The following is a 15,716-nucleotide window of genomic DNA, read 5'->3' as shown; positions in this document are numbered from 1 at the left end:
CTTAAACCCCGCCTTTTACAAAATTATCCACTATTGACCCTAAGATATAAAGCCCGTCAGTATTACCCAGCAAGGGGGCATAAGCTCTCTCTGGATGAGGCATCATTCCTAAAACATTTCCTTTTTTATTTATAACTCCGGCTATTCTCTCAACAGAGCCGTTGATATTTTCTTTGTACCTAAAAACAATTTGATTGTTTTCTTTTAGTTCTTTTAAAGTTTTGTCATCTACATAATAATTGCCTTCTCCATGAGCAATTGGAAGTAAAATCTCCTGCCCTTTTTTAAGCCTTGTAGTAAAAGGAGTTTTGTCATTTTCAACTATTATGCTGACAGTATTGCAAATAAATTTCAGACCTTCATTTTTTCTCAAAGCTCCCGGCAAAAGCCCTGCTTCTGTAAGTATCTGAAATCCGTTGCATATGCCTATAATAAATTTTCCTTTTTCTGCTTCTTCCCTGACAGCCTCCATGACAGGCGAAAACCTAGCAATAGCTCCTGCCCTCAAATAATCACCATAAGAAAATCCTCCTGGTAACATTATAACATCGTACTTACTCAAATTTTTTTCTTGATGCCACACATATTCTACTTCTTCACCAAGCCCATCTTTAACAGCATAATAGCAGTCCACATCGCAATTGGACCCTGGAAAAACTATAACAGCAAATTTCATCTTTATCCCTCCACAATCTCAAAGGTGTAATCTTCAATAATCGGATTTGTCAGTATCTTTTTACACATCTCATCTACTTTGTCCTTTAGGAGGGATAAATCGCCATCCTCAAAAGTTAATTCTATATATTTCCCAACCCGTACCTCTTTTACTTCTTCGTATCCTAATGAGTACAAAGCTCCCTTTACTGCTTTTCCTTGTGGGTCAAGTATTCCTTTTTTTAAAGTTATATAGACTTTTGCAATTAGCACTTTACATACCTCCAAGTCTTTTTAAAATTTCTAAATATGCTTCTTCTACTTTGCCCAAATCTTTTCTAAATCTATCTTTATCAAGTTTTTCCATAGTGTTTTTGTCCCAAAATCTGCAAGTATCAGGAGAAATTTCATCAGCTAATAATATTCCTTCACTACTTTTCCCAAATTCTAATTTAAAATCTACCAAAATAATGTCTTTAGATAAAAAATATTCTGACAAAATTTCGTTGACTTTAAACGTCATTCCTGTCATAATTTCAATCTCTTCTTTGGTGGCTAATTCGAGAGCTTGTATGTGATATTCATTAATCATTGGGTCTTTCAATTCGTCATTTTTATAGGAGAATTCTAACACAGGCGTTTTAAACTTTAGTCCTTCTTCAAGGCCTAATCTTTTACAAATGCTTCCTGCTGCATAATTTCTCACAATAACTTCTAAAGGAAAAATCTCAACTTTTTTAACCAACATTTCTCTATCACTAAGTCTTTTCACATAATGAGTGGGTACATTATTTTTATCTAATAATGCAAATAAAATTGCAGAAACTTTGTTATTTACTATACCTTTTTCGGCAATTGTGCCTTTCTTTAAGCCATTAAAAGCAGTTGCATCATCTTTGTATTCGATGATATAAAAATTCTCTTCATCTGTCTTATAAACTTTTTTGGCTTTTCCTTCATAAAGCAATTCTCTTTTTTCCATATTTATCTCCTCCAACCTCTTAATTATTTAACACTTCTTCAGCCATTTTTTCTCTATAGTCAGCCAAGGCTTCCTTTAAATAAGTATATTTCAAAGAGAGGATATGGCATGCTAAAAGGGCCGCATTCTCTGCTCCATCTATAGCCACTGTTGCAACAGGAATACCTTTAGGCATTTGGACTATTGACAAAAGGGAATCAAGTCCATCTAAAGTAGAAGATTTTATAGGAAGGCCAATCACAGGCAAGAGTGTATAAGAAGCAATAACACCAGGCAGATGAGCAGCCTTTCCTGCACCTACAATGATTATATCATAATATTTATCTGCATTCACAGCAAACTCTTGTGTCTCAAAGGGAGTTCTATGGGCAGACAGCACTTTAACATCATAGGGAATTTCAAGTTCTTCAAGAATTTTTGTACATCTTTCAACTACAGGCAAATCAGATTTACTTCCAACAACTATAGCCACCTTAGGCATTTTTATACCCCCTTTTCTTTTAAGACCCCAATTAGATAAGTACTAATTGGGGTCTTATTTTCACTCTGATAAAGTTATAAATCTCAATATGAATAAAATTGCAAGAAAATAAACCATTGGATGAATTTCTTTTGCTTTTCCTGAAGCAATTTTTACAATAGGATATGCAATAAGACCTGCAGCAATACCATTGGCAATGCTAAAAGTGAAAGGCATAGCAATTATAGTAAGAAAAGCTGGCATAGCCTCTGTAAAATCTTCAAAATTTATCTTCTTAATAGAACCCATCATCAAAACTCCAACAATAATAAGAGCAGGAGCAGTTGCCTCTGTAGGAACAAGTAAAGCTATTGGTGAGAAAAACAATGCTACCAAGAACAAAATACCTGTCACAAAAGCAGTAAGTCCCGTTCTACCACCTTCTGCAATACCTGCAGCACTCTCAACGTAAGTAGTCACAGTAGAAGTTCCTAAAAGTGACCCTATCGTGGTGGCAATAGCATCCGACATTAGTCCTTTTTTCATATTAGGCATTTTGCCATTTTCATCTAACATTCCTGCTTTTGATCCTGTTCCTATAAAGGTCCCTATGGTATCAAATAAATCTACAAAAGCAAACGACAACACTACATATAGCACACTTGTAACTAAAGAAATAAAGCCGATATTCTCACCAATTCCCAAAAGCCCTTTTATATCAAGTTTAAGAAATGTTGGTGCAAGACTTGGTGGCATTTTAATTGCACTAAAATCAGAAGGTAATTTCACTATTCCAGTAAAAAGTCCCAATACTGTAGTAATTAATATTCCAAGAAGTATAGATCCTTTGATATTTCTCGACATTAATATGGCTGTTATAAAAAGACCCGCAATGGCAAGAAGTGTCCCAGGATTAGTCAAATCACCAAATCCAATGTAAGTTGCTTGATTTGCCACGATTATACCAGCATTTTTAAGTCCAATAAAAGCTATAAATAAACCTATTCCTCCACTTACTGCATATTTTAAAGACATAGGTATAGCATCGACAATCATTTCCCGTATTCCAAACAAAGTAATCAAAATAAATATAATTCCTGAAAAGAAAACTGCAGCCAAAGCCTGTTGCCAGGTATAACCCATTGTCAAAACAACAGTATAGGTAAAAAAAGCGTTAAGTCCCATACCTGGAGCCTGTGCAAATGGGTAATTAGCATAAAAAGCCATCATGAAAGTTCCAATAGCTGCTGAAAGACAAGTAGCTACAAATACCGCTCCTGCGTCCATCCCTGCTTCTTTTAGTATAATGGGATTCACAAACATAATATAAGCCATTGTTATAAATGTGGTAATCCCAGCTAATATCTCTGTTTTTACATTGGTATTATAGTTTTCTAACCTCCATATCCTATTTGCTAGATTTTCTAAAGAATTTTTGTTCCTCACTTTACTCACCTTTTCCATCATAATCCTCCTGTTCTATATTATTTTGCAACTTCTACGACAATTTAAAACAAATAAGCCCGCAAAGAATAGATTTCGCAAATTAAACACGAGTGAAACCTATCCTTCCGGGCTTTTGTCCCTAAGGTGTGGTATATAAAAATATACCTGTACCGCTCGGTCCGAACACCTATAAATAGGCTGGAACCCTAGGTACACTTTCACTCATAGTCGAACAATTTACGGTTGTTCGGTAGAGACTCTCGAGCCATATTCTCGAGATTATATGAGTGCTTTTTATTCAATTGTCACACTTATATCTTATCAACTTTTTTAATATTAGTCAACCTTATTTGCGAATTTTTTTATAAAAAACTAAATTAATGTTCGGATTTTTATTCCCATTCAATTGTTAAAGTTTTATTCGTCGTTATTCCTATTGTTTTCTGCTATTTCTATTATTCATATTATCAAAATTATTGCCATTTTTATAGTTTAAAAAATTTTTTGCTGCCATTTTGCTACCACGGTTTATGCTTAAATACAGTTTAAATTATGAACTCCCTCCGGTACCATTGGTGAAGATCCTCTGTGGTATTTATCTTGGCCGCCAGCGTCTGCCCTCCTTCGACCAGCTTGTAATATTTGCGCTTGAACTCTTCAATAGTTAATACCTTGAACTGCCATTCTCCCGGCATGTATCCTTCAGATATGAAGGCAAATCCCTTCTCGGTCTCCTCTATAATCTTTCCCGGGATCTCATGGCCTCTATTGGTATCAAAATAGCGGAGGTTCCCTTTGTGCATGTGTACATCAAGAGCTATGCCGGTGAAGCTTTCCTCATCCGGAAGCTTGTATATATAAACGGCTTGTCTATCCATGATCTTTGTTACCTCCTTTTCCTGAAAATAAGCACTTTGCACCGTATTGGCACTGTGCTATTACTGTGCTTTTATTGTGCCTTTCCGGTGCTCATTAAGTGCCCTGTATTTTGCTATTATACTACATCATAAACCTGATTAAAATACCTATTGAAGCTCTGGCGCTGGTATTTGGCTGCAACTTCTATAAAGCTGCGGGTTCCTGTATTTATTAAAGTTATTTACCTGAATGTAATTGCTGCCGTTTACGCTGTATCGCATGATAAAGCATCTATCGTGCAGGCTCTGCAGCATTTCATCAACCTGGCCGGCGCTCACGTCGTCATATCCCATTATAACCTTCTTAATCTTCCTGGGATTGTCCTCCATGCGTCCCTTATCATCGACCATGGTCCAGAGGCCTGCAAATAATAACCTGGTTAATGGCGGGAGCTCTCCCATGGCATCATTGTCAAAAATGAGGTTCTTTATATTGCACATTTGCTCCATCTGCCTTTGAAAAACCTGTGATATATACGCTTTGTTCATCTCGTTGGCCTCCTCTTCAATTATTAAGCCGTTATTTTGATGGTATCGACGTCTCCAGTAATTAGTCTTATCAGCTGCGCGCCCGCTCTGATTCCATCGATATAGCCCTGGTCATACACAGAAGTTGTAAGGTTACTTACCATATCCTCTGCTGCAGCTTTGCCTATTCTGTCTGCCAATGACGATATGATTTCCTCTTTGAGCAGTTCGATGTCTTCCTGCAGATCTGCAGCTGATATGCTTCCAGTGTTGTTCTCATCCTGTAAAAATGCGGCTAATTGATAAATGTTCTTTTTCATCCTTCATTCCTCCTCGTTTATTATTCGTTCCGGAGCGGGCACCAAGGCGGGCTGGTCCTTGCATACCTTCCTGGTATGTGCTTGCCTGCCTTCATGCAATCGTGACGGCTCCCTCGCTTCCCTTCCGGGGTTATTTTGCAGTGCTCACACTTCTTGCAGTGCGGGATTGGTTTATCATCCGGCCGTATCAGTCCTGCAGGGAACTCCTGTATTAAATCCCTGCCCCAGACTTTCTCCAGCTCTTTGCTGCTATTCATAAAGACCGGAATTTCGGCAGCTCTGGCTGCAGTGACGATTGTCTCTATCCATTCCCGCTTCGGTTTTACTTTGTCCCGCCTGTTGCCGGTCTCGGCTCCGATAATGATCCAGTCCATGAAGTCTGTGTCTCTTATGTCTATCTCCTCCAGGAGCGGTTCTATATTGATGAATTGTTTATGCTGCTTCCTGGGGAGAAATACTATCCGATCAAGGTCAGTGTTCCTGGTGATGGTCGTCCCGTACCAAAAGTTTCCGGAGCGTGGAAGTAGTCCTATGGAGCTCATCTGTTCATATCTTTGCGGGTATCTCGTCATAAAAAGGTAATTATGCCATGGCGCTGCTTCACAGGCCCTGAATACTTCCTCTATCCAAATATCCGGTATCCAAGGTCCGAACAGATCCCCCAAGCTGCAAACGAAAATGTTCGCTGGTTTCTTCTTTTGCGCCGGCATGGCCAGGCGGTATTTGTGCATAATCGGTTCAAATCCTACCGGGTCCGGTATAACCTTGCCTGTCTGGTTTTTGAATGGGTTATCCAGGATATAAAGTCCGTTTTCATCCTTCCGGAGCTGGCTGGATCCTTTGTTGATCCTCACGTCTCCGGAGAAGCGCTTTGCCTGTTTCGCCGCGTAGCAGTATGAGCATCCGTGCCGGCAACCGGTAACCGGGTTCCAGGTGAAGCCACACCACTCGATCTTTGATTTGTTCATCATCTGTTTATTCCTCCCTTCCTGGTATTAGTCGGTGATAGGTAAAAGGTAAAAGGTAATAGGTTAAAGGTAATAGGCCCGGCTTGTACTGTGCTTTTCTCATACTTGCATGAGGCTAATCTGGTGCTTTTTGAAAGTCCTTGATTTTGTTAGGTTTCCAATAGGCGCCGGTGTAATGTCCATATGTTGCTGCTTTGCGATAGCTGCAGCTTCTTTTCTCATTGACTCGGCTTCCTCCGGTGTCCTGGCTGTGATCATGATGGTGATTACTCCTGACTTAAGTTCTCGTGCTACATATACCGGTGTTTCGTCCTCGTCAATCGTGATTATGTACCTTACCTTTGGCTGCTTTGTAATAGCTGATTGCAAACTTACTATTTTGGCCATGTCTTTTTACCTCCTATATCAATTTATGTGGTTGGGTCGTCCCCTTAAGGTATGCTTCTTATGCCTGCTCTTGGTTGGTTATCCACCCGCGCCGCGTGGAGGCAGCAGGCTTGCGGGCTTGGCACCTGTTAAGGTGCCGTTTGTGGTTGGGTTGTCTCTGCTGATCCAGTTTTCTTTTGCCTGTAGGCTTCCGGTGCTGGCTTTATGTTAGTTATAAATTGAACTATTGGAGCGGGTCTGGTATAATCTTAGTACAAGACCGCTCCGGTTGGTCTGTGCGAAGCTCTTTACATCAAACTTTTAGTCGGGTGCTGATGTAAGGGGCTTTTCTTATGCCACCGTGAAGCGGCGGGTTTCCGTTTCCTTCATGTATTGCTTATATAGCTCGGCGTGTGTAGCCTTAAATGCTGCTGTATCAAAGCGGCTACTTTTTACAACCTTCCAACGGATCTTGAAAACATCAACAACCATTTCATCAACTCCTCTGGCGCTCATCTCAGCTTTAATTGCATCCTGAATACTATTTATCTCTGCCTGAAGCTCTTCTGCCATTGCCTGAAGCTCCTTAAGTTCTCTAACTTTGCTTACTAATTCGTTTGTACTCATGTAATCACTCCCTTTAATTATTTCTGTTTATAATATAAACGATATTGTTTATGGTGTCAATGGCTAATTTAACGTTTCTCAATAAAAGAGAAATATTATCGTTGATTTATTAAATAAATTCGTTTATAATGAGAATATCGAAAGGAGTGGTTGTATGTCAGTGTCTGAACAGCTGAAAATTCTATGTGTAAAGCTTGGAATAAGTGTCTCCGAGCTTGGAAGAATATCCGGAAAAAGTCCGCAAGCCTTCAGCCAGAAAATGAAGCGGGAAAGTTTCACTGTAGATGAATTAAAGAAAATTGCCGAAGCTGCCGGATGTAAATACGAGGGCTCTTTTATACTGCCATCTGGCGAGAAGGTCACATACTAAAAAAAGGAGGTTGTCAAATTGTCCAATAATGATATATGCAAGTGCATAGCCTGTGGTAAACGCTTCTCTGTAACCATATCAAATGCAGGATATCCCGGCGGGAAAGAACGAGAAAGCATAAATTGTCCCTGGTGTGGTGCTGAAAATGGCAGCGAAGTAACAAGCGGCATTATTACCACACGGAAAGTAATTTCGGAGGACGGTGTTAATCAATGACTTTATATGAAAAAATCGACCGCTACAAGCTGGCCATTGATGAAAAGCGTCCCTTTGAAGGTCATTTGCTTCATGAAATTAAAAACTACTACCGCATAGGCCTTACATGGTCCAGCAATGCTCTTGAAGGAAACACTCTCACTTTAAGTGAAACAAAAATCCTCCTGGAAGATGGGTTGACTGTCGGAGGGAAGCCTCTTCGAGATATCTTCGAAGCCCTGGGACATGCAAAGGCTTATGATTTCATGTTTACATTGCTTAATAGTTACCAAATAACAGAAGAAGACGCCCTTACAATGCACCGAATGTTCTATACAGGTATTGATGCCGAGGAAGCGGGAAAATACCGCGATCGCCCGGTCTTTATAACCGGTTCAAAATATGAAGTATGCCCAGTAGAACGGATAGAAGAGGAAATGAAAAACTTATTTCAGTGGGCATGCTCCGCGCGTAACAAATACCATCCGGTCCAATTTGCCGCCCAGCTGCATAAGCGGTTTGTATTTATTCATCCTTTCATAGATGGAAACGGGAGAGTTGCCCGGTTGCTTATGAATACAGCGCTTATTCAAGATGGTTATATGCTGGCCATAATTCCACCGGTCTTGCGACATGAGTATATTAGCTTACTGGAGCGGGCTCATGAAGATGATCAACCTTTTATGGACTTTATTGCCGAACGCGTTCTTGAGTCTGAAAAGGAAATTATGAGGTTATTGAATATTCCTTTTCCTCATCTGCCCTAAAATAAAATAAGAGCGGTATTTGTCCGTTAAGATTCCGCTCAAAATATACCCAGTGGTAATACTTAAGCCATTCCGCGTTTATATAAAAAAGAGAGCCTCTACCGGGATAAAGTCCTGGAGGCTCTCTTTGTGTTTCTGGTGTAGCTTTGATGCCTTTGTTCTATTGTATGACATGGAAGAGCTATGGCCACTAATATTCACTTGGGAAGAGGATTGTTGTCGCAGATCTATCCCATTCGGTAATAATCCAGATCTTTCCCTTGCTGGTCTCATATGCGGCCAGTATTCGCTCGCCTGTCCTGGCTGCCAGATCATTCAGATCTTTATCCTCTTGGCAAAGGTCTCCCCAGTCATTTTTCCGGTACCGGTTAAAGGCTGCCATGACTTCTTGAGCAAATGCCGGGTTTTCCTTCATTTTATCAGCTACACCTCTGGTTGCGAGTATCGTTCCATATTCCATGGGTTTTCTCCCCTTGCTTTAGTTTGAATTCATGTTAATGCAATCAGCTCCCATGGTTAAGGCATACCAGGTGGGTAACATTCAGGACCAGCTCCAAATACGTTGGCGTATTTATTAACGTTCAGCGGACGAGGAGGTGGTTATCCTGATCATTGCTATTAATTACACCGTAGAATATGACGAGACTCGCAAGGTTTATAAGATCCGGAATAAAGATGCTCCATTTTGCCCTGACTGCGGCCAGCTGCTCTCCGGATATGATACAAGAGCTCGCCATGTCGTTGATAGCTCCGGCCAGATCTGCTGGTACCGGTTGCGCCGGCTAAAGTGTCCAAGCTGCGTAAAACTGCATCTTGAGCTTCCGGATTTTATGGCTCCTAAAAAGCATTATGAAGCCAGTCTTATAAAAGATGTTATGGCTGGCCGATCGGATTCATGCCCGGCAGATGATTCGACGATCCGAAGATGGAAAAAAGGAAAATACCCACCCAGTTTGCCTTAATAATCTGGAGCTTCTGTAGTATTTTTGTAGACAAGCCAGCTGAAAGGAGTGATAAATCATTGAAAACAGAAACGTAAAAAAGATAACTATGTCAATCGGTATAACTTTAGCTTTGTTTGTAGCTGCAGCAATCGGTTACAATTTCAATGATGCGCTCAAGTCCAAACCCGATGACTCTGTGCAGACACTCTCCGATGTCGACATATCATCGAATAACAGCGGTGCCTCCGGTATGATAGCAATCCCGGGATATGATCATATAGTTATGAAAGCAGGTCAAAAGGTTCAAAATATCGAGCTCGGTAACCCAAAACAAAATAATTGTTATATGAGAATTGCAATTATGCTCCCCGATGGAACGCAGCTTTATGAGTCCGGTTTGCTTGCGCCCGGGCAAGTCCTTAACTCTATTGAGCTCTCTCAAGAGCTTAAACCCGGAATGTACGAAGGTGCCATCTTAAGTTATTCATGCTATGGCATGAAAGAAATCAAAGAATTGAACGGTGCCAAAACTATTTTTAAATTGGAGGTTAAGCCATGATAAAAAGAATATTCTCTTTTCTGCTTGCAGCCATACTGGTTTGCAGTATATCGCCAATGGATGCTTTTGCAAACCAGACATCTGCAAATACAACGATATCGTACACCTATTCGCCCGAGTATACAATCAATATCCCTGCCTCTATATCTATCAATGATAGCGAGGGATTCACATTCTCGGCTAATAAAATGGACATAGGAAGCGGTAAAAATGTTAAGATTACGATTGATGGTGCAGCTACATACGAAAACGGTGGCAATTTTTATTTATACAAAGATAAAGGGACTGCAAACGAACAAAGAATATCTTGCAGAATTCTGCGTGGATTGCCTACCAGTAGCTCTTTTGAGGATATAACTGGTTTGAGTGAAGTAGTTGCAACATTTGCTGATGGCAGCACAAATCCGAAGGCATATGGCGCGCTGAAATTCAAGCCCCAAATTACTAGTTCTACATCATACGGTACGTACATAGGTACGGTTTATTTCAAGATCGAGCTCATCGATGTATAAAAACTATCTTTTTAAATATTCACAGCACAGCCCTGAAAAACAGGGCTTTTTTATTGCTCTTTAACTACCATGAATAATCAAAAGCATTTTAAGCGCGTATTTTCCCTTTATTTTGAATTTTAACGCCAAGACGGGTATTTACCTTACCCGCTTTAAATTCGTTCCGTACAAGTCAAATCTGGCCTTTTCTCGCCTGCATTTTCGATATGGACATGTCCGTCCAAACAAGTAAAGCAAAAGAGCGGATTTTATTCCGCCCTTTTACTTTTAAGGTTAAACCTAATACGGCTCTTTGAAGATTCGGCGAATACGAGGCATTGCTCTTTCGATAATAGGGTCTTCAAATGGTCTTGGAGCCATTCTATCGGTTCCCTCTTCGAGATATGGAGCATACTTTACATTGGTAGTAATTGCCGGTTTTATTGTTACGGTCTTGCCTATTCGCTCGGATGCGGTTTGCGGTCTCCAGCTTAAGCGCAGGTTCCCGCTACGGTTCGCAGGCGGTTCCCCTGGTGCTGAAGCTCTGTATAATTGTCCACCTCGCAATTTATGGCCATAATCTTTAAGCAAATTCTTCGTTTGCTTTGTCATTCTGCTTCCGTATGTGCCAGGCTTTTTATAAACCTTTCCAGAGCGCTCTCCCCGGAGGACAGTCAATGCTGAATTCCTGAGCTCGTTGGCTGCACGGAATGCCCTTGATTTAGCCTGATAGGTTATTTCCTCCACTATTTCATTAACAGTACCCTCTAAATCGATTTTCAAGCTTCAGCTCCTCCTTTCACCGGCATATTAGCGAATATGCGAGCCAGTCTCTCTGCCAGCTCGTCTCCTATGTCGTCGGTCATTTCGCGGATGTAGGCCTTCAGGACAGCCAGTACCTTGTTTTCATCGGTGGCGTCTCCGGAGCCTTCAATCGTGAATTTAGGCTCTGCCTTGACTTCCACCTTGATGGTGATGTTCTGGCCGGCTTTTCCGGTTGCGGACGCCACTGGGATTTCCTCCGGTTCCTCGCCTACTATTCCGCCGTCTTCGTAGGCCCTGACTCCGAGAAGTTCACCGGTCCGCTGCCATAAATCAAGGCCTCTTTGTCTCTTGCTTGGGCTTAACGGGATAAGGCTTTCGGCTCCGTCCTCGGCCACGATGCCCATGTGCGGTTTTGTCATAATTCCGCCGTATGCATGTTCGAGGATACTGCCTTTGCCCTTGCTGGTTGTCAGGCCGGTTTCCTTTGAGCCTTTTTGGCCCAGGTCTCCGATCCATTCGCCAATGCCGCCGAGCTTCTCGCCTACCCATTCCCATGCTTTGGTTGCTCCGTTCTTGATGGGCTCCCATACGTTATTTGAGAACCAGTCGGATACTCCGGACCAGGCCTCGCTTATGGCGTTCTTTGCCGCTGTGAACTGATCTCCCAGCCATGCTCCGGCTGTCAGTGCTGCGCTTTTTACCGGCTGCCATACCGTTTCATCAAACCAGGTGCTTACAGTTCCCCATGTCTCGCTTACCCAGGCCTTGGCCTCGCTCCATCTTTCGCTTACCCACTGACCTGCCGCCTGGGCTCCTGTTTTGACCGGGGTCCATATGCTCTCTTCAAACCATGTTGAAAAGTCGGACCAGCGTTCGCCTATCCATGTCCTTGCCTCGTTCCAGCGGTCACTTACCCATTGGCCGGCTGCCTGCGCTGCATTGCTTACTGGGGTCCATATGGATTCGTCAAACCAGGAAGAAAAATCAGACCATCTGTCTCCGATCCACGTCCTGGCTTCATCCCATCTCTGGCTTACCCATTCACCTGCAGCTTGTGCCGCGTCTTTTACCGGGGTCCATACCGAAGTGTCGAACCAGTCGCTGAAGCTACTCCATTTGTTGCTTATCCAGTCTCCTGCTGCGTTCCACTTCTCGGCCACCCAGGATCCGGCGTTTGAAGCTCCGGTTTTGATGGAGTCCCATGTGTTACTTGCCCATTGCTTGGTGTTTTCCCAGAACTTTGTCAGAGCTCCGTCTTTGTCTGTCGCGTCCGATAGGGCTTTTCCTGCTTTATCTCCGGTGAAAAGTGCGGCAGCTCCACCGATTCCCGCTCCTATAAGCGCTCCTGGTACCGCACCTATGCCTCCAAATAAAGCGCCAATGGCAGCGCCTGCAGCAGCTCCCGCGCCGACCATGCCAGCCTTGGTCCCTGCTGTTACATATTCATCTTTAGCAGCTTTGCTATTGCCGGCCTTGCTCGCTTTTATTCCCTGGTAAACATCAATACCAGCTGATCCAAGTCCAAGAATGCCGCCGATAATTCCAGCAATCGAGGCACCTCCGACCGCTGCAGCTCCGCTAGCAGTTGTTGCACCGCTGCCGAGTGCTACTCCTAACTTGGCCAGGCCTGTTGTTAACGCACCTCCTGACGCTACATATGTGCCATTAGCAAGCTTCACAGTATTTATTGCCTTTCCTGCCGCTCCGGCGGCGCCCGGTAAAGCAAGAGGCGATCCTCCTCCAGGAAGCTTTGGTATTGTCGCAGGTCCTCCTCCAGGTAAGCTTGGAATGTTGTTTATGATTTTGCCCCCGCTTCCGCCTCCTCCAATCGTTGGGCCATTGATGTAAACTACAGAGGCCGTAACGGCCATAGTGGAAGTTATGAAACTGTCAGGGACAAGAGATCCTGTTGCTGCCGGTACTCCATCCTTGCTCCCTTTCCCAAGGAGATTAATTAAACCCTTGCCGCCTTTGCCTAACAGCTTGAAAATTCCAAGCTTTTGAAGCGCCAATGCTATTGCGCCGGCAGACAGCCAGGATGTACTGGTTGGTTTCTCTCCTCCTGGGAGCAGCGTTCCTGCGTCCTTGAATACACCTTTTATGGCGTTTAAGATCGCCTCGCCTACCTTCTCGCCATCAAATCCTTTTTGGAAACCTTCAGCGAATGAAGCTCCTATGCTGGTTCCTTCCTCTACGGCACCTTTTGCGTCTATTCCGAGTATGGCCAGCAATCCTGCGGAGAGCGCAGTTCCTATTCCTTCACCGATTTTGCTGGCTTTGTCTGCAAGCCAGGCCTTGCCGGTTGAATTCCACCATTCGTTGAACGGCTGCGCTATGATCTTGTCCCAGGCTATCTTCAGCTTTTCTCCGAAGTTTTTCGCGTCCTTCCATTCCTGGGAGTTAACCATGCGTTGTATGCTGTTTCTTAAATCGTCCACTCTGGCCATTACCCACTTGGAAATATTTGCTCCGGCTTTCTTCCAGGCCTCTCCCCATTGAGCGATGATATCCTGGTTCTCGTCTATCCAGGTGGTGAGTTTTTCAAGTCCTGGTTTAATTCCTGCCCATAGGCCTTCTCCCCATTGTCTTAACAGGGAGTTTTGAAGCGTGTCTTTCAGGGTTGAAATCATGCCTTTGGCCGTCCTGGATTGATTGTCCATCATGCCGCCGAAGCGCTTTTCCATGCCTCGCAGCAATGCGTCTATTACCTTCGAGGCCTCTATACTCTCTTTACCGATGTTTGCGATCTGTTCTCCGGTTAGGCCGAGCTCTTCTTGCAGTATTTGGTTGGCTGGTACACCAAGCTCCTGAAGCTGCAGGAGTTCCTCTGCCTGTGCTCGTCCTTTCGCTCTCATCTGGCCGAGTGCTCTCGTTATACGGTCTATTCCTTCAGAACCGGCTCCCAGGCCGCTGGCCGTGTCGCCTATGGTCTTTAACATATCGAGCACTTTGTCTGCTTCAAAACCGAAGGCCATCAGCAGCTTACTACTGTTGATCAGTTCCGGAAATTCGAACGGTGTTTTGTTCGCGAACTGTGACGCTTCCTTCAGGAATTTTTCTGCCTTCTCGGCGCTTTTTAGCATGGTTTCAAATGCGATCTGTGTCTGCTCGAAATCGCCGGCGATTTCCATCGGTTTATAAATGCCGGCAAATGCACCGGTCGCACCGAGTATGGCGCCTTGTATGGACGTCGCGAAGTTCCATAGGGCCCTTAACGGTGCCGTGGCCAGGTCGATTACTTTCATCGTGAAGCTAAACGTCTTACCCGCTATGCTGCGAGCTTTAGATGAAACAGTACCGACTATACTTGAAGCTCTATCTAAAGCCTCAAGGATGATCTGGTATCGGGTTTTATTCATCTGTTCCAGCCGTTCCTGGGTCCTTTGACTTGCTTTATCAAAGGCATTCAGCTTATTTTTAGCCTGGGACACTCCGGGATCTGTGTTATCCTTGATGCTTATTGGTATCTCAATTCGAAAAGGTTCAGCCATTCTCTTTTCCTCCTTTCTGCAGTATTTTTTTATTGGATGAACTTTAGGAGGGAGGTCCTCTAACGCAGCAAAGAAAGTTGCTGACTAATGCACTTATATAGCCTTTTCCCTTTAACTTTCCGCTTTTCACGTTATCCCTCCTTTCTGCTTATAGCTTCCCGGACTATTCCTCCGAGCTGTTTTCTGGCTTGATTTCATTCAAGCAAAAGTCCAAAATGTCGCATATTTGCTTTAGTGCAGCGGCTATATATCCTTCGTTCATTGGGCTGCCTATCTGAATGCTGTTAATGAACTCTTTGGCTTCTTTTAGCTTGTCCAAGCTTTTTTCATATGGCGTCTTTTCAGCAGCCTTCCTCGCTGCAGCTTCCCTCTCCTCTTGCTGCCGTTTGAGCTCCTGGCGCTGTTTTAGCTTTTCGATGTACTTGGCTCTTTCCTCATTTCTAAACTCTGCAGTAGGGAACATCACTCTCACCTCCTCCCAAATTCTTCAGTTAGTTTTTTTGTTATTGCCTCCTGGAGTTTAGCTTTTATAAAATCCGGACTTTCCTCTTCCGGAAGCAACTCAATCCCACCGATACCATATAAAATAACCGTCAGGTCCTTTACGCCTCTGTCTATGTCCTTATATACGGTCCTTCGGTCAATGTTAAATAATTTCATCAATTGTTTATCTGTCAAAGGGCGGCTTGAAAAATAGTAATATAACAACACATTGTAAATTCTGGCCTTTTCTTCTCTTATGGCCAAGCTCTTATATTTCTGCATTGCCTCCACAAGGATTTTTCTCTCTTCGGGGCTTGACTTTTTATATTTAAATCGATTCAAAGCTCGCCTGACAGTTTCATAACGCTTCTTTATAGTCATTTTTGAGCAATCTTCCAGCTCAATGAATTTTGTGATACTAACCTCCATAATTCCCCCTCCTT

General features: G+C 43.1%; 21 protein-coding genes and 1 riboswitch. Of the genes, 5 read left to right on the top strand and 16 right to left on the bottom strand.

Going from position 1 to position 15,716, the window contains the following annotated elements:
• Window position 1: 1 nt before the first annotated feature.
• From purQ to M663_RS0109360, 11 genes are all read right to left on the bottom strand, one after another.
• Window positions 2–676 carry a phosphoribosylformylglycinamidine synthase subunit PurQ gene (purQ, locus tag M663_RS0109410; protein ID WP_019907422.1) on the bottom strand — a complete coding sequence of 225 codons (675 nt, stop codon included), beginning with the start codon at window positions 674–676 and terminating at the stop codon, window positions 2–4.
• A 2-nt stretch (window positions 677–678) separates the two neighbouring features.
• Window positions 679–927, bottom strand: a complete 249-nt coding sequence (gene purS, locus M663_RS0109405; protein ID WP_029688734.1) for a phosphoribosylformylglycinamidine synthase subunit PurS — start codon at window positions 925–927, stop codon at window positions 679–681.
• A 1-nt stretch (window position 928) separates the two neighbouring features.
• Window positions 929–1,636, bottom strand: a complete 708-nt coding sequence (gene purC, locus M663_RS0109400; RefSeq protein WP_029688733.1) for a phosphoribosylaminoimidazolesuccinocarboxamide synthase — start codon at window positions 1,634–1,636, stop codon at window positions 929–931.
• Between the two features lie 19 nt (window positions 1,637–1,655).
• Window positions 1,656–2,117 (bottom strand): 5-(carboxyamino)imidazole ribonucleotide mutase, encoded by a 462-nt coding sequence (gene purE / locus M663_RS0109395; RefSeq protein WP_029688732.1) that lies wholly within the window; start codon window positions 2,115–2,117, stop codon window positions 1,656–1,658.
• A 60-nt stretch (window positions 2,118–2,177) separates the two neighbouring features.
• Window positions 2,178–3,560: an NCS2 family permease gene (locus M663_RS0109390; protein WP_029688731.1), complete on the bottom strand. Its 1,383-nt coding sequence runs from the start codon at window positions 3,558–3,560 to the stop codon at window positions 2,178–2,180.
• Window positions 3,561–3,747: 187 nt separating this feature from the next.
• A riboswitch (purine riboswitch) is annotated at window positions 3,748–3,849 on the bottom strand.
• Window positions 3,850–4,087: 238 nt separating this feature from the next.
• The gene (locus M663_RS0109385; protein WP_029688730.1) at window positions 4,088–4,420 is read right to left on the bottom strand and encodes a hypothetical protein; all 333 of its coding nucleotides are present in this window, start codon (window positions 4,418–4,420) and stop codon (window positions 4,088–4,090) included.
• A gap of 147 nt (window positions 4,421–4,567) precedes the next feature.
• Window positions 4,568–4,948 carry a hypothetical protein gene (locus tag M663_RS0109380; RefSeq protein ID WP_029688729.1) on the bottom strand — a complete coding sequence of 127 codons (381 nt, stop codon included), beginning with the start codon at window positions 4,946–4,948 and terminating at the stop codon, window positions 4,568–4,570.
• 23 nt (window positions 4,949–4,971) lie between these two features.
• Window positions 4,972–5,247 carry a hypothetical protein gene (locus M663_RS0109375; protein ID WP_029688728.1) on the bottom strand — a complete coding sequence of 92 codons (276 nt, stop codon included), beginning with the start codon at window positions 5,245–5,247 and terminating at the stop codon, window positions 4,972–4,974.
• Between the two features lie 20 nt (window positions 5,248–5,267).
• Window positions 5,268–6,218 (bottom strand): DUF5131 family protein, encoded by a 951-nt coding sequence (locus tag M663_RS0109370; protein WP_273702685.1) that lies wholly within the window; start codon window positions 6,216–6,218, stop codon window positions 5,268–5,270.
• Between the two features lie 96 nt (window positions 6,219–6,314).
• Window positions 6,315–6,602, bottom strand: coding sequence for a hypothetical protein (locus M663_RS0109365; protein WP_029688726.1), 288 nt, complete (start codon window positions 6,600–6,602; stop codon window positions 6,315–6,317).
• Window positions 6,603–6,932: 330 nt separating this feature from the next.
• Window positions 6,933–7,208 carry a hypothetical protein gene (locus tag M663_RS0109360; RefSeq protein ID WP_029688725.1) on the bottom strand — a complete coding sequence of 92 codons (276 nt, stop codon included), beginning with the start codon at window positions 7,206–7,208 and terminating at the stop codon, window positions 6,933–6,935.
• Between the two features lie 154 nt (window positions 7,209–7,362).
• On the opposite strand from M663_RS0109360, the gene M663_RS0109355 reads away from it, so the two are divergent.
• The 3 genes from M663_RS0109355 to M663_RS0109345 are packed head-to-tail and all read left to right on the top strand — an operon-like array spanning window position 7,363 to window position 8,540.
• Window positions 7,363–7,578, top strand: coding sequence for a helix-turn-helix transcriptional regulator (locus tag M663_RS0109355; protein WP_029688724.1), 216 nt, complete (start codon window positions 7,363–7,365; stop codon window positions 7,576–7,578).
• An 18-nt stretch (window positions 7,579–7,596) separates the two neighbouring features.
• Window positions 7,597–7,794, top strand: coding sequence for a hypothetical protein (locus M663_RS0109350; protein ID WP_029688723.1), 198 nt, complete (start codon window positions 7,597–7,599; stop codon window positions 7,792–7,794).
• Window positions 7,791–8,540 (top strand): Fic family protein, encoded by a 750-nt coding sequence (locus M663_RS0109345; RefSeq protein ID WP_029688722.1) that lies wholly within the window; start codon window positions 7,791–7,793, stop codon window positions 8,538–8,540. Before M663_RS0109350 ends, M663_RS0109345 begins: the two co-directional genes overlap by 4 nt.
• 190 nt (window positions 8,541–8,730) lie before the next feature.
• Here M663_RS0109345 and M663_RS0109340 read toward each other — a convergent pair whose 3' ends face one another.
• On the bottom strand, window positions 8,731–9,000 hold the full coding sequence (locus M663_RS0109340) for a hypothetical protein (protein WP_029688721.1): 270 nt from the start codon (window positions 8,998–9,000) through the stop codon (window positions 8,731–8,733).
• A 590-nt stretch (window positions 9,001–9,590) separates the two neighbouring features.
• Between M663_RS0109340 and M663_RS0109335 the strand changes: the two genes are divergently transcribed.
• A complete protein-coding gene (locus tag M663_RS0109335) occupies window positions 9,591–10,043 on the top strand; it encodes a hypothetical protein (protein ID WP_273702684.1) in 453 nt (150 codons plus the stop codon).
• Window positions 10,040–10,555: a hypothetical protein gene (locus tag M663_RS0109330; RefSeq protein ID WP_029688719.1), complete on the top strand. Its 516-nt coding sequence runs from the start codon at window positions 10,040–10,042 to the stop codon at window positions 10,553–10,555. The genes M663_RS0109335 and M663_RS0109330 overlap by 4 nt, the downstream gene beginning before the upstream one ends.
• Before the next feature lie 279 nt (window positions 10,556–10,834).
• Here M663_RS0109330 and M663_RS0109325 read toward each other — a convergent pair whose 3' ends face one another.
• The 4 genes from M663_RS0109325 to M663_RS0109305 form a co-directional block, all read right to left on the bottom strand.
• Window positions 10,835–11,317 carry a hypothetical protein gene (locus M663_RS0109325; RefSeq protein ID WP_029688718.1) on the bottom strand — a complete coding sequence of 161 codons (483 nt, stop codon included), beginning with the start codon at window positions 11,315–11,317 and terminating at the stop codon, window positions 10,835–10,837.
• Window positions 11,314–14,790 carry a tape measure domain-containing protein gene (locus M663_RS0109320; RefSeq protein ID WP_029688717.1) on the bottom strand — a complete coding sequence of 1,159 codons (3,477 nt, stop codon included), beginning with the start codon at window positions 14,788–14,790 and terminating at the stop codon, window positions 11,314–11,316. The genes M663_RS0109325 and M663_RS0109320 overlap by 4 nt, the downstream gene beginning before the upstream one ends.
• A gap of 163 nt (window positions 14,791–14,953) precedes the next feature.
• Complete coding sequence (locus tag M663_RS0109310) at window positions 14,954–15,253, bottom strand: hypothetical protein (protein ID WP_029688716.1); 300 nt, start codon at window positions 15,251–15,253, stop codon at window positions 14,954–14,956.
• Window positions 15,254–15,258: 5 nt separating this feature from the next.
• The gene (locus tag M663_RS0109305) at window positions 15,259–15,702 is read right to left on the bottom strand and encodes a hypothetical protein (protein WP_029688715.1); all 444 of its coding nucleotides are present in this window, start codon (window positions 15,700–15,702) and stop codon (window positions 15,259–15,261) included.
• Window positions 15,703–15,716: the final 14 nt, after the last annotated feature.

It is taken from the genome of Thermoanaerobacter sp. A7A (genome assembly GCF_000445185.1).
Taxonomy (GTDB): Bacteria; Bacillota; Thermoanaerobacteria; order Thermoanaerobacterales; family Thermoanaerobacteraceae; genus Thermoanaerobacter.
This window is presented reverse-complemented; position numbering and strand designations above follow the sequence as displayed.

What these genes read in the sequence shown, in the direction of transcription:
- M663_RS0109360 (WP_029688725.1), bottom strand. Translation starts at nt 7,208, where the DNA reads ATGAGTACAAACGAATTAGTAAGCAAAGTTAGAGAACTTAAGGAGCTT.
- purC (WP_029688733.1), bottom strand. Translation starts at nt 1,636, where the DNA reads ATGGAAAAAAGAGAATTGCTTTATGAAGGAAAAGCCAAAAAAGTTTAT.
- M663_RS0109380 (WP_029688729.1), bottom strand. Translation starts at nt 4,948, where the DNA reads ATGAACAAAGCGTATATATCACAGGTTTTTCAAAGGCAGATGGAGCAA.
- M663_RS0109370 (WP_273702685.1), bottom strand. Translation starts at nt 6,218, where the DNA reads ATGATGAACAAATCAAAGATCGAGTGGTGTGGCTTCACCTGGAACCCG.
- M663_RS0109330 (WP_029688719.1), top strand. Translation starts at nt 10,040, where the DNA reads ATGATAAAAAGAATATTCTCTTTTCTGCTTGCAGCCATACTGGTTTGC.
- M663_RS0109335 (WP_273702684.1), top strand. Translation starts at nt 9,591, where the DNA reads ATGTCAATCGGTATAACTTTAGCTTTGTTTGTAGCTGCAGCAATCGGT.
- M663_RS0109345 (WP_029688722.1), top strand. Translation starts at nt 7,791, where the DNA reads ATGACTTTATATGAAAAAATCGACCGCTACAAGCTGGCCATTGATGAA.
- M663_RS0109340 (WP_029688721.1), bottom strand. Translation starts at nt 9,000, where the DNA reads ATGGAATATGGAACGATACTCGCAACCAGAGGTGTAGCTGATAAAATG.
- M663_RS0109320 (WP_029688717.1), bottom strand. Translation starts at nt 14,790, where the DNA reads ATGGCTGAACCTTTTCGAATTGAGATACCAATAAGCATCAAGGATAAC.
- M663_RS0109310 (WP_029688716.1), bottom strand. Translation starts at nt 15,253, where the DNA reads ATGTTCCCTACTGCAGAGTTTAGAAATGAGGAAAGAGCCAAGTACATC.
- M663_RS0109365 (WP_029688726.1), bottom strand. Translation starts at nt 6,602, where the DNA reads ATGGCCAAAATAGTAAGTTTGCAATCAGCTATTACAAAGCAGCCAAAG.
- M663_RS0109385 (WP_029688730.1), bottom strand. Translation starts at nt 4,420, where the DNA reads ATGGATAGACAAGCCGTTTATATATACAAGCTTCCGGATGAGGAAAGC.
- M663_RS0109305 (WP_029688715.1), bottom strand. Translation starts at nt 15,702, where the DNA reads ATGGAGGTTAGTATCACAAAATTCATTGAGCTGGAAGATTGCTCAAAA.
- purQ (WP_019907422.1), bottom strand. Translation starts at nt 676, where the DNA reads ATGAAATTTGCTGTTATAGTTTTTCCAGGGTCCAATTGCGATGTGGAC.
- purE (WP_029688732.1), bottom strand. Translation starts at nt 2,117, where the DNA reads ATGCCTAAGGTGGCTATAGTTGTTGGAAGTAAATCTGATTTGCCTGTA.
- M663_RS0109355 (WP_029688724.1), top strand. Translation starts at nt 7,363, where the DNA reads ATGTCAGTGTCTGAACAGCTGAAAATTCTATGTGTAAAGCTTGGAATA.
- M663_RS0109390 (WP_029688731.1), bottom strand. Translation starts at nt 3,560, where the DNA reads ATGGAAAAGGTGAGTAAAGTGAGGAACAAAAATTCTTTAGAAAATCTA.
- M663_RS0109375 (WP_029688728.1), bottom strand. Translation starts at nt 5,247, where the DNA reads ATGAAAAAGAACATTTATCAATTAGCCGCATTTTTACAGGATGAGAAC.